11 protein-coding genes and 1 pseudogene are annotated in these 12639 nt (G+C 58.9%); 5 read left to right on the top strand and 7 right to left on the bottom strand.

Translation table 11 applies throughout. From position 1 onward, the window contains the following. The 4 genes and pseudogenes from D8V06_RS06185 to D8V06_RS06170 all read left to right on the top strand — a co-directional run. Positions 1-129, top strand: a pseudogene (locus D8V06_RS06185) (imelysin); the annotation flags it as partial. Between the two features lie 14 nt (positions 130-143). Then, on the top strand, positions 144-1244 hold the full coding sequence (locus D8V06_RS06180; protein WP_130906541.1) for a DUF1513 domain-containing protein: 1101 nt from the start codon (positions 144-146) through the stop codon (positions 1242-1244). Between the two features lie 165 nt (positions 1245-1409). Beyond that, complete coding sequence (locus D8V06_RS06175) at positions 1410-2558, top strand: efflux RND transporter periplasmic adaptor subunit (protein WP_130930628.1); 1149 nt, start codon at positions 1410-1412, stop codon at positions 2556-2558. Between the two features lie 14 nt (positions 2559-2572). Next, positions 2573-5602: a multidrug efflux RND transporter permease subunit gene (locus D8V06_RS06170; protein ID WP_130930627.1), complete on the top strand. Its 3030-nt coding sequence runs from the start codon at positions 2573-2575 to the stop codon at positions 5600-5602. Positions 5603-5741: 139 nt separating this feature from the next. Here D8V06_RS06170 and D8V06_RS06165 read toward each other — a convergent pair whose 3' ends face one another. From D8V06_RS06165 to colR, 5 genes are all read right to left on the bottom strand, one after another. Continuing rightward, a complete protein-coding gene (locus D8V06_RS06165) occupies positions 5742-5966 on the bottom strand; it encodes a hypothetical protein (protein WP_082557526.1) in 225 nt (74 codons plus the stop codon). A 2-nt stretch (positions 5967-5968) separates the two neighbouring features. Then, positions 5969-6682: a lipopolysaccharide kinase InaA family protein gene (locus tag D8V06_RS06160; protein WP_056852730.1), complete on the bottom strand. Its 714-nt coding sequence runs from the start codon at positions 6680-6682 to the stop codon at positions 5969-5971. 4 nt (positions 6683-6686) lie between these two features. Beyond that, positions 6687-7355: a class I SAM-dependent methyltransferase gene (locus D8V06_RS06155; RefSeq protein ID WP_056852731.1), complete on the bottom strand. Its 669-nt coding sequence runs from the start codon at positions 7353-7355 to the stop codon at positions 6687-6689. A 153-nt stretch (positions 7356-7508) separates the two neighbouring features. Further along, positions 7509-8792, bottom strand: a complete 1284-nt coding sequence (locus tag D8V06_RS06150; RefSeq protein WP_130905937.1) for a HAMP domain-containing sensor histidine kinase — start codon at positions 8790-8792, stop codon at positions 7509-7511. After that, positions 8782-9465, bottom strand: a complete 684-nt coding sequence (gene colR / locus D8V06_RS06145; RefSeq protein ID WP_130930626.1) for a two-component system response regulator ColR — start codon at positions 9463-9465, stop codon at positions 8782-8784. Before colR ends, D8V06_RS06150 begins: the two co-directional genes overlap by 11 nt. Before the next feature lie 218 nt (positions 9466-9683). Here colR and D8V06_RS06140 point away from each other — a divergent pair, with 218 nt between their 5' ends. Continuing rightward, a complete protein-coding gene (locus tag D8V06_RS06140; protein ID WP_130930625.1) occupies positions 9684-10427 on the top strand; it encodes a phosphatase PAP2 family protein in 744 nt (247 codons plus the stop codon). A gap of 165 nt (positions 10428-10592) precedes the next feature. Here the strand turns inward: D8V06_RS06140 and groL are convergent, their stop codons facing one another. Both groL and D8V06_RS06130 read right to left on the bottom strand, forming a co-directional pair. After that, a complete protein-coding gene (gene groL / locus D8V06_RS06135; protein WP_130930624.1) occupies positions 10593-12239 on the bottom strand; it encodes a chaperonin GroEL in 1647 nt (548 codons plus the stop codon). Between the two features lie 49 nt (positions 12240-12288). Continuing rightward, on the bottom strand, positions 12289-12582 hold the full coding sequence (locus D8V06_RS06130; protein WP_034149036.1) for a co-chaperone GroES: 294 nt from the start codon (positions 12580-12582) through the stop codon (positions 12289-12291). Positions 12583-12639: the final 57 nt, after the last annotated feature.

Raw genomic sequence — 12639 nt, 5'->3', positions numbered from 1 at the left:
GACGACGCCGGTCGCCAGCAACTCAACGATATCTACGACAGCCTCAACGTCGTCCATCGCCTGCACGAAGGCGAACTGGCCAAGGCGCTGGGCATCCAACTGGGCTTCAACGCCAACGACGGTGACTGATGAGGGCAAGTGCCATGCTGCGACGCCAGGCTCTGACGTTAGGAAGTTTGTTGCTGGGTGCGGTGACGCTGGGCGGCTGGAAGCTGTTCAAACACAAAGACGCCAGCCCGCTGCTTCTCTCGGCGCGGGACGATACCGACGGCAAGCACTACGCCGTCGGGTATCGGCTGGACGGCACCCGGGTGTTTGCCACCCAGGTCGGCCAGCGTTGCCACGACATCATCAACCACCCGACGTTGTCGATCGCGCTGTTCGTCGCCCGTCGCCCGGGCACCGAGAGCTACCTGATCGACCTGCGCGACGGGACTTTGCTGCAAACGCTGACATCACAACCGAATCGGCACTTCTACGGTCACGCGGTGATTCACCACAGCGGTGACTGGCTGTACGCCACTGAAAACGACACCACTGATCCGGGTCGCGGCTTGCTGGGTGTGTATAAGTTCGAAGGCGAGCGACTGGTGCACCGCGGCGAGATCTCCACCCATGGCATCGGCCCGCATCAAGTGTCGTGGATGCCCGATGGCGAAACCCTGGTGGTGGCCAACGGCGGGATTCGCACCGAAGCGGAAAGCCGGGTCGAGATGAATCTCGACGCCATGGAACCAAGCCTGGTGTTGATGCAACGCGACGGCACGCTGTTGAGCAAGGAAACCCTCGGCCAGCAGATGAACAGCGTGCGCCACCTGGGCATCGCCAGCGACGGCACCATCGTTGCCGGTCAGCAGTTCATGGGCGCGGCTCATGAATCGTCGGAGCTGCTGGCAATCAAGCGCCCCGGCCAACCGTTCGTGGCGTTCCCGGTGCCGGAGCACCAGTTACAGGCCATGGGGCATTACACCGCCAGTGTCGCGGTGCACAGCGACCTGCGATTGGTGGCCTTGACTGCGCCACGGGGCAACCGCTTTTTCATCTGGGACCTGGACAGCGGCGAAGTGCGCCTGGATGCACCGCTTGCCGATTGCGCTGGCGTTGGCGCGGTCGCCGACGGGTTTGTCGTGACCTCTGGCCAGGGCCGCTGCCGTTACTACGATTGCCGCCAGACAGAGCTGGTTGCAAAACCGTTGGAGCTGCCGGCAGGGCTCTGGGACAACCATCTGCATCTGATGGCGTAATTACGTCAAAAGATCGTCCGATAGCTGGGGCCGCTCCCGGACGATCTTTTCACGACATCACCTCTCCAATACCTCACAACCTGTAAAAACTGGCAGTTGGATTACCCTTCCCAGTCGCGGTAATGTGCCCACTGTCTCACCTGATTTTCTCCAAGGAACTGGAATATGCTGCGTCGCCGCATGCTGATCATGTTGGGTGTTGTTCTGCTGATCGTGCTGGTCCTGGCCGGATATAAAGCCTTCTCCATCTACACGATGATTCAAGGTTTCTCCGCGCCAAAACCACCGATCAGCGTTGCCGTGGCCAAGGCAACCGAACGGCCATGGCAGGCACGCCTGCCCACCATCGGCACGCTCAAGGCACTGCAAGGCGTGGACCTGAGCCTGGAGACCGATGGCACTGTTGTGGACCTGCAGTTCGAATCAGGGCAGAAGGTCAAGGCCGGCCAACTGCTCCTGCGGCTCGACAGCGCCGTGGAAAGCGCTCTGCTTGAAACCGCCCAGGCCGACCTTGGGCTGGCTCAGGTCGATTACGGTCGCGGTAGCCAACTGGTAGGCAGCCAGGCCATTTCCAAAGGTGAATTCGACCGCCTCTCGGCGGTACTGAAAAAGAGCAAGGCCACGGTCAACCAACTCAGGGCTGCACTCGGCAAAAAAAGCATCCTCGCCCCCTTCAGCGGCACCATCGGCATTCGTCAGGTGGACGTCGGCGACTACGTGGCCACAGGCACCATGATCGCCACCCTGCAGGACCTCAGCAGTCTGTATGTCGATTTCTTCGTTCCCGAACAGTCGGTACCGAAGATCGCCGTCGGTCAACCGGTGCAGCTCATTGTCGCGGCGTTCCCCACAGAAGAATTCCCCGGCACCATCAGTGCAATCAACCCCAAAGTCGAGAACAGCACGCGCAACGTGCAGGTCCGGGCCACCCTGGCCAACCCCGATGGCAAGCTGCTGCCGGGGATGTTCGCCAGCCTGCAGGTCATATTGCCCGACCCGCAGCCACGCATCGTCGTACCGGAAAGCGCGATCACCTACACGCTCTATGGCAATTCGGTCTATGTCGTAACCCAGAAAAAAGCCGAAGACGGCAGCGTGGAAAAGGACGACAAGGGCCAGCCGATCCTGATCGCAGAACGGCGCTTTGTCGAAACCGGCGAACGGCGCGATGCAATGGTGATCATCACCAAAGGCGTGCAGAACGGTGAAACGATTGTCACGGCTGGCCAGATCAAACTCGACAATGGCGCGCGCATCGCCATCAGCGATGACAAGACCCTGGCCGAAAAGAACAGTCAGCCTCGCGCTGACTGATCAAGGAACCCCCAATGGCTTTTACTGATCCGTTCATCCGCCGCCCGGTGCTCGCCACCGTGGTCAGCCTGCTGATCGTGCTGCTGGGCTTCCAGGCCTGGAGCAAGTTGCCGCTACGCCAATACCCGCAAATGGAAAACGCCCTGATCACGGTGACCACGGCGTACCCCGGGGCCAACGCCGAAACCATCCAGGGCTATATCACCCAGCCGATGCAGCAAAGCCTGGCCAGCGCCGAGGGTATCGACTACATGACCTCGGTCAGTCGCCAGAACTTTTCGGTGATCTCGATCTACGCGCGCATCGGTGCCAACAGCGACCGACTGTTCACCGAACTGCTGGCCAAGGCCAACGAGGTGAAGAACCAATTGCCCCAGGACGCTGAAGACCCGGTCCTGAGCAAGGAAGCCGCCGATGCCTCGGCGCTGATGTACATCAGCTTTTTCAGCAAGGAGTTGAGCAACCCGCAGATCACCGACTACCTGTCACGGGTGATCCAGCCGAAACTGGCAACCCTGCCCGGCATGGCCGAAGCCGAGATTCTCGGCAACCAGGTGTTCGCCATGCGCCTGTGGCTTGACCCGGTGAAACTCGCCGGTTTCGGTCTGACGGCCAGCGACGTGACCAACGCCGTGCGCCAGTACAACTTCCTGTCCGCCGCTGGCGAGGTGAAGGGCGAGTACGTGGTCACCAGCATCAACGCCAGCACCGAGCTGAAGTCCGCCGAAGCCTTTGCTGCAATTCCGCTCAAGGTCGATGGCGACAGTCGCGTACTGCTGCGCGATGTCGCCCGGGTCGAGATGGGCGCCGAAAACTACGACACCATCAGTTCCTTTGGCGGTACGCCCTCGGTGTATATCGGCATCAAGGCCACGCCCGGTGCCAACCCGCTGGACGTGATCAAGGAAGTGCGCAAGATCATGCCGGATCTTGAAGCCCAGCTGCCGCCAAACCTCAAGGGTGAAATTGCCTACGATGCCACGCTGTTCATTCAGGCCTCTATCGATGAAGTGGTGAAAACCCTGTTCGAAGCGGTCCTGATCGTGATCGTCGTGGTGTTCCTGTTTCTCGGTGCACTGCGCTCGGTGGTGATCCCGGTGGTCACCATTCCGTTGTCGATGATCGGCGTGATGTTCTTCATGCAGATGATGGGTTACTCGATCAACCTGCTGACGCTGTTGGCGATGGTGCTGGCCATCGGCCTGGTGGTGGACGATGCCATCGTCGTGGTGGAGAACATCCACCGCCATATCGAAGAAGGCAAGACACCGCGGGACGCTGCTATAGAGGGTGCCCGGGAAATCGCCATGCCGGTGGTTTCAATGACCATCACTCTCGCGGCGGTGTATGCGCCGATCGGCTTCCTGACGGGGCTGACCGGCGCATTGTTCAAGGAGTTTGCCCTGACCCTGGCCGGCGCCGTAGTGATCTCTGGCATCGTCGCCCTGACCCTGTCACCGATGATGTGCGCCTTTCTATTGCGTCACGATGAAAACCCCAGCGGCCTGGCCCATCGCCTCGACCTGATTTTCGAAAGCCTCAAGCGCCGCTATCAGAGCATGCTCCACGGAACGCTCAATACCCGGCCCGTGGTGCTGGTGTTCGCGGTCATTGTTTTGTGCCTGATTCCGGTGTTGCTCAAGTTCACCAAATCGGAACTGGCACCGGACGAGGACCAAGGCATCATTTTCATGATCGCCAACGCCCCGCAACCGACCAACCTCGATTACCTGAACACCTACACCGACGAATTCATTTCGATCTTCAAGGCGTTCCCCGAGTATTACTCTTCCTTCCAGATCAATGGATTCAACGGAGTGCAATCGGGTATCGGCGGGTTTCTGCTCAAACCGTGGAACGAGCGCAGCCGGACGCAGATGCAGATTCTGCCCGAGGTTCAGGCCAAGCTCGAAAGCATTCCCGGCTTGCAGATTTTCGGTTTCAACCTGCCCTCGCTGCCAGGCACTGGCGAAGGGCTGCCTTTCCAGTTCGTCATCAACACCGCCAACGACTACGAGCTGCTGTTGCAGGTGGTCGACCGGGTGAAAAAGCGCGCCATGGAGTCCGGCAAGTTCGCATTCGTCGATGTCGACCTGGCCTTCGACAAGCCGGAAGTCGTGGTGGACATCGATCGTGCCAAGGCTGCCCAGATGGGTGTGTCGATGCAGGATCTGGGTGGAACACTGGCGACCTTGCTTGGTGAAGCGGAGATCAATCGATTCACCATCGAGGGGCGCAGCTACAAAGTCATCGCTCAGGTCGAGCGACCGTTTCGGGACAATCCCGACTGGCTGAACAACTATTACGTGAAAAACACCCAGGGCGAGCTGCTGGCCCTGTCGACCCTGATCACCGTGACCGACCGTGCGCGACCGCGGCAGTTGAACCAGTTCCAGCAACTCAACTCGGCGATCCTGTCCGGTGTGCCGCTGGTCAGCATGGGCGAGGCTATCGACGTTGTGCGGCAAATCGCCCGCGAAGAGGCGCCGGTGGGCTTTGCCATCGACTATGCCGGTGCCTCGCGGCAATACGTACAGGAAGGCAGCGCGTTATGGGTGACCTTTGCCCTGGCACTGGCAATCATTTTCCTGGTGCTGGCTGCACAGTTCGAAAGCTTCCGTGACCCACTGGTGATTCTGGTGACAGTGCCACTGTCGATCTGCGGTGCCTTGATCCCGTTGTTCCTTGGCTGGTCGAGCATGAACATCTACACCCAGGTCGGATTGGTGACGCTGATCGGGTTGATCAGCAAGCACGGGATCCTGATCGTCGAATTCGCCAACCAATTGCGCAAGGACAAGGGCCTGTCGCCACGCGAGGCCGTGGAGGAAGCAGCGGCCATTCGCCTGCGCCCGGTATTGATGACCACTGCCGCCATGGTATTTGGCATGGTGCCCTTGATCATCGCCACCGGCGCGGGGGCGGTGAGCCGTTTCGACATCGGAACGGTGATCGCCACAGGCATGTCGATCGGGACGCTGTTTACCTTGTTCGTGTTGCCATGCGTATATACGTTGCTGGCCAAGCCCGATAAACCCATGTAGGAGCCGGCTTGCTGGCGATGAACGATAACGCGGTCTGCCTGACTGATCGCTGCGTCTGCATCGCCAGCAAGCCGGCTCCTACAGGGCAAAAATAAAAGGCCTCGCATTTGCGAGGCCTTTTATTTGGGCTTCAAACTTTTCAACTTTGCGGCCTCAATCCTTGAGAAAGTCCGAACATGAACAGCAACAAATCATGGTCGGGCTGTGTAGCCACGGAGGTCTTGGCGACTCGTGGCAAGGGGCAATGATCGCCATTCGCTGAGCTGAGAACTTGAGTGCGTGGCTGCTCCCAGGCAGCCACCGCGAGCGAAGCGACTGCCAAGGCTCCTATCAAAAACAAACCTCGCGCAACTTCGAGTTTCATTGCTATAAACCCTTGATAGCGCTGCCAAACGCCGTCTCATAAAAGTAGACCAGTTTCTTCCAGTCAGTTGAGCTGAACGACGAGTGGCGGCGCAGTTGCTTCATGTCGTGGGCAGCCGCCTGATGTGAAGTCAGACGCTGGCGGCACTTCTCCAGATCAATCAAAGCCACCTCGACCCTGGACGCCTCGCCTTCGCCGGTCACCCGCACGAATACGTGTTTGATATAGAGGCAGCTATGCTGCCAACGCCCTTTGTGCATGCGGGCCAGGTTTTCTGCCAAGGCCTGCAACACGCGATCATGTACGGCTTCACCGTGACGCTCGCGGCCGCCGTCGGCGTACCAATGTTCAATTTCCTGGAAACCATCCAGTGACTTTGTTACCAGTAAGGCGCGCCATTTGTGCACGGGGTCGCGCTGTGCGCCGCAGAATACAATTTGCGGAACAAGGACCCCGAGCGAGCCAACGCCGATGAGTGCATCGCGCTCACGCAGCACTGTCGGCCGGCCAAACGGGTGCAGCAAGCTGCGATAGATATGCCCGGTCTGGCGTTTGAAGTAGAGCAGTTGATCATCACTGCCCTTGACGCGCTGCACACCACTTTCTCCACCGCGGCGAACATTGGGCTCTTCTACCCATTCACCGCGCTGATTCCAGAAATAGTCGAAACGGTCCTGGGAGCCATCATCCGATCCTGCTGCTACCTGCACTGCCATCCTGTTACCTCTTGCGTAATACGTAAACTCGCCACATGGCATAGAGCGGTAAAAAGTCCAGACGTTCCTGAATTCGGAAACCCGCTTGTTCAAATTCCTGTTCGACCGTAGCAGCAGGTAACACAAATCGGTTTTGGTAACCTTGCTGATTGCGGGTCCGTTCCAGGCGCTTGCGTTTCCAGGCCTTGAAATTGCCATCTACCCACAGTGAAAGAATGACGCTATCACGGGTGACGCGCTCGAATTCGCGCAAAATTGCCAGTCGATGCTCGGCCTCACCGATGTGATGGAGCAATCGCATGCAGAAAATGCTGTCGACGGCGTTATCAGGCAAGGCAATGTCGAATGCAGAAGTGTGCAAGGGTTGTACCCGTTTCACCACATCGGCCGGTTGCGCTTGAGTAGCTATCTTCAGCATCGACTCCGAATTGTCGGCGCCGATGATCACGCGGTTGGGTTTCTCCGCCAGCAATGGCCAGAAACGTCCAGCGCCGCAGGGCAGGTCGAGGACCAGACCAGGCTCACCGACCGCAGTCAGCGCCTTGCGAGCCAATTGCTCATCCCGCCAATGGGATAATTTACGACTCAGTCCATCCTGATGTTTTTGCAAATACTGTTGTGCGTGCTGGTCGTCGTATTTTTCGGAAAAATCCAGTTTGATCGGGCCGGCCATATCGAGCTCTCCTGTACTTCTGATGGCACCCACATTAGGTAGCACCGTGTCAGCGTCAGGTCATGCCTTTGTGAAAAAAATGTCATGTAAAACCCCTAATCGTTTCGAGGTTTTACAAAACACGGGCCGCTCTCCATTGCTTGTCGCCGACGGTCAGCTTGCTGGAGTGGGGTGCAACTGCACCTGAAAACGACAGCCATTGGGCTCCATGTTGGTCAGGCTGACGCTCCAGCCCTGGTTTTCACAGATCCGCTGCACCAGTGACAGCCCCAAGCCCAGGCCCTCACCGCGCTTTTCACTGCCGCGCACGAACGGTTCGAACATCGCTTCACGCTTCTCTTCGGGAATGCCCACGCCACTGTCCTCGACGACAAAACCGCTGGTCGTCAGGGTCAATCGGATAAACCCTTGTTCAGTGTAGTGCAGCGCGTTACGCAGCAAGTTACCCATCACCGCATTCAGCAGCGTGGCGTTGTATCGAATGCTCTGTGGCTGACCCGGTTCAAAAATCAGCGTCAAGCCTTTGGCCTCAATGGGCGCGCGCCACTGCCCGATCAAGCCGTCGGCGACGCCAGTGAGCGTCTGCTGCGGGGACATGCTCGTGTCTTCGCGCTGGGCCCGGGCCAGCATCAGGAAGGTTTGTACCAGTTCACGCATTTCTTCACAGGCGCGGGAGATGCGCTCGACCTGCGCGCGACCGCGCTGATCGATGCCAGGGTTCTCGAGCAACAACTCGCAGGAACTGGCCAGAACCATCAACGGCGTACGCAACTCGTGGCTGACATCGCTGGTGAACAGTCGCTCCCGCGTCAGGGCCTGACGCAGACGCCCCAGGGTCGCATCGAATGCCACAGCCAGCTCCCCCACTTCATCGGCCGCGTAGTCCGGTGCCAGCGGCGGTGCCAGACCGAGCAACTGATCGCGGTGCCGGACCTGTCGGGCCAGCCGGACAACAGGCGCCATCACCTTGCGCGCCAGAACCCAGCCAAGGAAAACCGCCAGCGCCAGGCTGAGCACAAAGCCAACGAGAACAACGGCGAACAGCACCCGTTCACGCTCTTCGAAATCGCTTTGGTCCTGCAGCAGCACATAACGCCGCCCGTCGACGATTTCGACCATCGCGTGGTACGACAGGTGTTCGCGAAACACCTCGTGAAAACCGGAGTCCAGATGTCGCAAATCCTTGGGCAAATCGAAATCGCCCGGCCCCCCGCTGAAATAGAACAACTGATCCGGCTCGGGCCGATGGCTCCAGTCCGAGACACTGTCCATGAGCAGAAGGCGCTGCAAATCGCCACCCAATCCGGCAGAAATCAACTTCTCTTCCACCAGATGCACGGTGGCGACAATGCCCATTGCGAAGGCACCCGCGACCAACGCACTCATCAGTGCGAAGGCAATGATGATGCGCTGGGCAAGGCTCTGCTTAAACTCCATCGCGGCCCTCGGCCAGGCGATAACCGACACCGTGCACGGTATGCAGCAACGGTTTGGTGAACGGTTTGTCGATCACCTGACGCAACTGATGGACATGGCTGCGCAGGCTGTCACTGTCCGGGCAGTCATCGCCCCATAACGCTTCTTCAAGAATTTCCCGGCGCAGCACATGCGGACTTTTCTGCATCAATACTGCGAGCAACTTGAGGCCCACCGGGTTGAGCTTGAGCAACCGCCCTTCGCGGGTAACTTCCAGCGTGTCCAGATCGTAGCTCAAGTCGCCGACTTGCAAGGTACGACGGCCACCGCCCTGGGTACGCCGCATGACCGCTTCGATCCGTGCCGCCAGTTCCGAAAGTGCGAAAGGTTTGATCAGGTAATCGTCGGCGCCAGACTTGAAGCCTTGCAGCCGGTCGTCCAGTTGGTCGCGTGCGGTCAACATGATGACTGGGGTGTCGCGCCGGGCATCTTCGCGCAGGCGCTTGCACAAGGTGTAGCCGTCGATGCCAGGCAGCATGATGTCGAGCACGATCAAGTCGTAATGCTCGGTGGCGGCCAGGTGCAGGCCCGACAAACCGTCCTGTGCACAATCGACGGTATAGCCTTTGAGCCCCAGGTAATCGGCCAGATTGGCGAGGATATCGCGATTGTCTTCAACCAATAAAATTCGCATGGGCACCTTCTCCGTACACAGTTACGGCCGTCTTGGCCCGCGCAGCTTAAGGCCAAGTGTGGCTCACGGCTAGGACTGCGTGCAGTCTCGACCTCACAAAACGGCCGATTCGGGGCTCAACGTTTTTTTCACTATCGATTCACGGGCTGACGACAGAAACGGGCTCAAACTCCGCGCGGCTGCGCACTCAAGAACATTTCACTGACCCGGGAATTTTCATGGTTTCGATTTCTGCACGCCCCGCTTCTCGCCCGCTCAATCTCTGGGTATACCTGGGCATTCCCGCTGTTGCGGCGATGACTCTGGTGCTCCTCGAACTGACAAACCTGGACATGGCCCTGGCCAAGCTGTTTTACGACCCGGTTGCCGGGGCGTTCATCGGGCGCCACAGTTACTTCCTCGAGACCGTACTGCATGACCGCGCCAAGCAAGTGGTCATTGCGTTTTCGGTACTGGCCATACTCGGTTTCATTGGTTCGTTTTTCATGGACAGACTCAAACCGTACAAACGGGAACTGGGTTGTCTGGTGTTATCTCTGGGCTTGGCGACCTCGTTTGTCACGCCGATGAAAGCAGTGACGGCGGTGCAATGCCCGTGGAGCCTGGAACAGTTCGGCGGCCATGAAACCTACAGTGAACTACTCAGCCCTCGGCCGCAGACCGACAAGCCAGGGCGCTGCTGGCCGGGTGGCCATGCGGCCACCGGGTTCACGCTGTTCGCGCTGTTTTTCGTGTTGCGTGATCGTCGCCCGCGACTGGCCCGGGCGGCGTTCGTCTTTGCCTTCGCCCTGGGTTCGGTGTTTTCCATCGGGCGGATGATGCAGGGGGCGCACTTCTTTTCGCACAACGTGTGGACAGCAGTGTTTTGCTGGCTGATTTGCCTGGGGTCGTATTACTGGATTCTGTATCGACCGGCGTTGAAGGCTCAGGGGCCGGTCAACGCGGAGCTAGTCAGCACCTGAATTGACGCCTTCGCGGGCAAGCCTCGCTCCTACAGGTCCAATGAGTAACCGTAGGAGCGAGGCTTGCCCGCGAAGAGGTTGTCAACCGCAACACATTTTTCTGGGGCAACAAAAAACCCCGCCGGCTTTCGCAGGCGGGGTTTTTAGTACAGGGGTACGGCTGGCTTACATCATGCCGCCCATGCCGCCCATACCGCCCATGTCTGGCATACCGCCGCCAGCACCGCCGTCTTTCTTCGGTGCATCAGCAACAGCGGCTTCGGTGGTCAGGATCAGACCGCCGATCGAAGCTGCAGCTTGCAGAGCCGAACGGGTAACCTTGGTTGGGTCCAGGATGCCCATTTCGATCATGTCGCCGTATTCGCCAGTCGCAGCGTTGTAGCCGAAGCTGCCTTCGCCGTTCTTGACCTTGTCGACCACTACGCTCGGCTCGTCGCCGGAGTTGGCAACGATCTGGCGCAGCGGCGCTTCAACAGCGCGACGCAGTACAGCGATACCCACGTCCTGATCGGCGTTGTCGCCTTTCAGTTCGGTCAGTGCTTCCAGAGCGCGGATCAGGGCCACGCCACCGCCAGGTACCACGCCTTCTTCAACGGCTGCACGGGTAGCGTGCAGGGCGTCTTCAACGCGGGCTTTCTTCTCTTTCATTTCAACTTCGGAACCAGCGCCAACCTTGATCACTGCAACGCCGCCGGACAGCTTGGCCAGACGCTCTTGCAGTTTTTCACGGTCGTAGTCCGAGGACGTTTCGGCAACCTGGGCACGGATCTGGTTGATGCGCGCTTCGATGTCGCCTTGTACGCCAGCACCGTCAACGATGATGGTGTTTTCCTTGGACAGGGTCACGCGCTTGGCGTTACCCAGGTGCTCCAGGGTGGTGCTTTCCAGGCTCAGGCCGATCTCTTCGGAGATAACGGTACCGCCGGTCAGAACGGCGATGTCCTGCAGCATGGCCTTGCGACGGTCGCCGAAGCCTGGAGCCTTGACGGCTGCGACTTTGACGATGCCACGCATGTTGTTCACAACCAGAGTCGCCAGGGCTTCGCCTTCAACGTCTTCGGCCACGATCAGCAGTGGGCGGCCGGCTTTGGCAACGGCTTCCAGCACTGGCAGCATTTCGCGGATGTTCGAGATCTTTTTGTCGACCAGCAGGATCAGCGGGCCGTCCAGCTCAGCGACCATGGTCTCTGGCTTGTTGACGAAGTACGGGGACAGGTAGCCACGGTCGAACTGCATGCCTTCTACAACCGACAGTTCGTTTTCCAGGCCCGAGCCTTCTTCAACGGTGATCACGCCTTCTTTACCGACTTTTTCCATGGCTTCGGCAATGATGTCGCCGATGGAGTTGTCGGAGTTGGCGGAGATGGTGCCTACCTGAGCGATAGCCTTGGTGTCAGCGCATGGCTTGGACAGGGCCTTCAGCTCTTTGACGATCGCGATGGTCGCTTTGTCGATACCGCGCTTCAGATCCATCGGGTTCATGCCGGCAGCGACGGCTTTCAGGCCTTCGTTGACGATCGACTGAGCCAGAACGGTGGCGGTGGTGGTGCCGTCGCCTGCGTCATCGTTGGCACGGGAGGCAACGTCTTTGACCAGCTGCGCGCCCATGTTTTCGAAGCGGTCATCCAGTTCGATTTCTTTGGCGACGGAAACGCCGTCCTTGGTGATGGTCGGAGCGCCGAAGCTCTTCTCGATGATCACGTTACGGCCTTTCGGGCCCAGGGTCGCTTTTACTGCGTCAGCCAGGACGTTGACACCGGTGAGCATTTTCTTGCGGGCGGAATCGCCGAATTTAACTTCTTTAGCAGCCATGATCGATATTCCTTAAATACTTTGTAGTAGCGGGAAAATGAGCGGGGAATCAGCCTTCGACAACAGCGAGGATTTCGTTCTCGCTCATTACCAGCAGGTCTTCGCCGTCGACTTTCACAGTGTTGCTGCCGGAGTAAGGACCGAACACAACCTTGTCACCCACTTTCACGGACAGTGCACGCACTTCACCGTTATCCAGTACGCGGCCGGTGCCGACAGCGAGGATCTCGCCGCTGTTGGCTTTTTCAGCAGCCGAGCCTGGCAGGACGATACCGCCAGCGGTTTTCTTTTCTTCTTCGCTGCGACGGATGACGACGCGGTCATGCAGAGGACGAAGCTTCATTGTCGATCTCTCCTAATTGTGGTTTTCATCGGCCGGTGTAGTCCCGGCGGGTTTAAC

This window comes from Pseudomonas sp. Sample_24, from assembly GCF_004307605.1.
Classification (GTDB): Bacteria; Pseudomonadota; Gammaproteobacteria; order Pseudomonadales; family Pseudomonadaceae; genus Aquipseudomonas.
The sequence above is the reverse complement of the archived record's forward strand: the minus strand, read 5'-3'. Positions and strand labels throughout refer to the sequence as shown.

Bases quoted from the DNA above. Each gene is read 5' to 3' on its own strand.
- D8V06_RS06175 (WP_130930628.1), top strand. From the start codon at position 1,410: ATGCTGCGTCGCCGCATGCTGATCATGTTGGGTGTTGTTCTGCTGATC.
- groL (WP_130930624.1), bottom strand. From the start codon at position 12,239: ATGGCTGCTAAAGAAGTTAAATTCGGCGATTCCGCCCGCAAGAAAATG.
- colR (WP_130930626.1), bottom strand. From the start codon at position 9,465: ATGCGAATTTTATTGGTTGAAGACAATCGCGATATCCTCGCCAATCTG.
- D8V06_RS06155 (WP_056852731.1), bottom strand. From the start codon at position 7,355: ATGGCCGGCCCGATCAAACTGGATTTTTCCGAAAAATACGACGACCAG.
- D8V06_RS06160 (WP_056852730.1), bottom strand. From the start codon at position 6,682: ATGGCAGTGCAGGTAGCAGCAGGATCGGATGATGGCTCCCAGGACCGT.
- D8V06_RS06165 (WP_082557526.1), bottom strand. From the start codon at position 5,966: ATGAAACTCGAAGTTGCGCGAGGTTTGTTTTTGATAGGAGCCTTGGCA.
- D8V06_RS06180 (WP_130906541.1), top strand. From the start codon at position 144: ATGCTGCGACGCCAGGCTCTGACGTTAGGAAGTTTGTTGCTGGGTGCG.
- D8V06_RS06150 (WP_130905937.1), bottom strand. From the start codon at position 8,792: ATGGAGTTTAAGCAGAGCCTTGCCCAGCGCATCATCATTGCCTTCGCA.
- D8V06_RS06140 (WP_130930625.1), top strand. From the start codon at position 9,684: ATGGTTTCGATTTCTGCACGCCCCGCTTCTCGCCCGCTCAATCTCTGG.
- D8V06_RS06130 (WP_034149036.1), bottom strand. From the start codon at position 12,582: ATGAAGCTTCGTCCTCTGCATGACCGCGTCGTCATCCGTCGCAGCGAA.
- D8V06_RS06170 (WP_130930627.1), top strand. From the start codon at position 2,573: ATGGCTTTTACTGATCCGTTCATCCGCCGCCCGGTGCTCGCCACCGTG.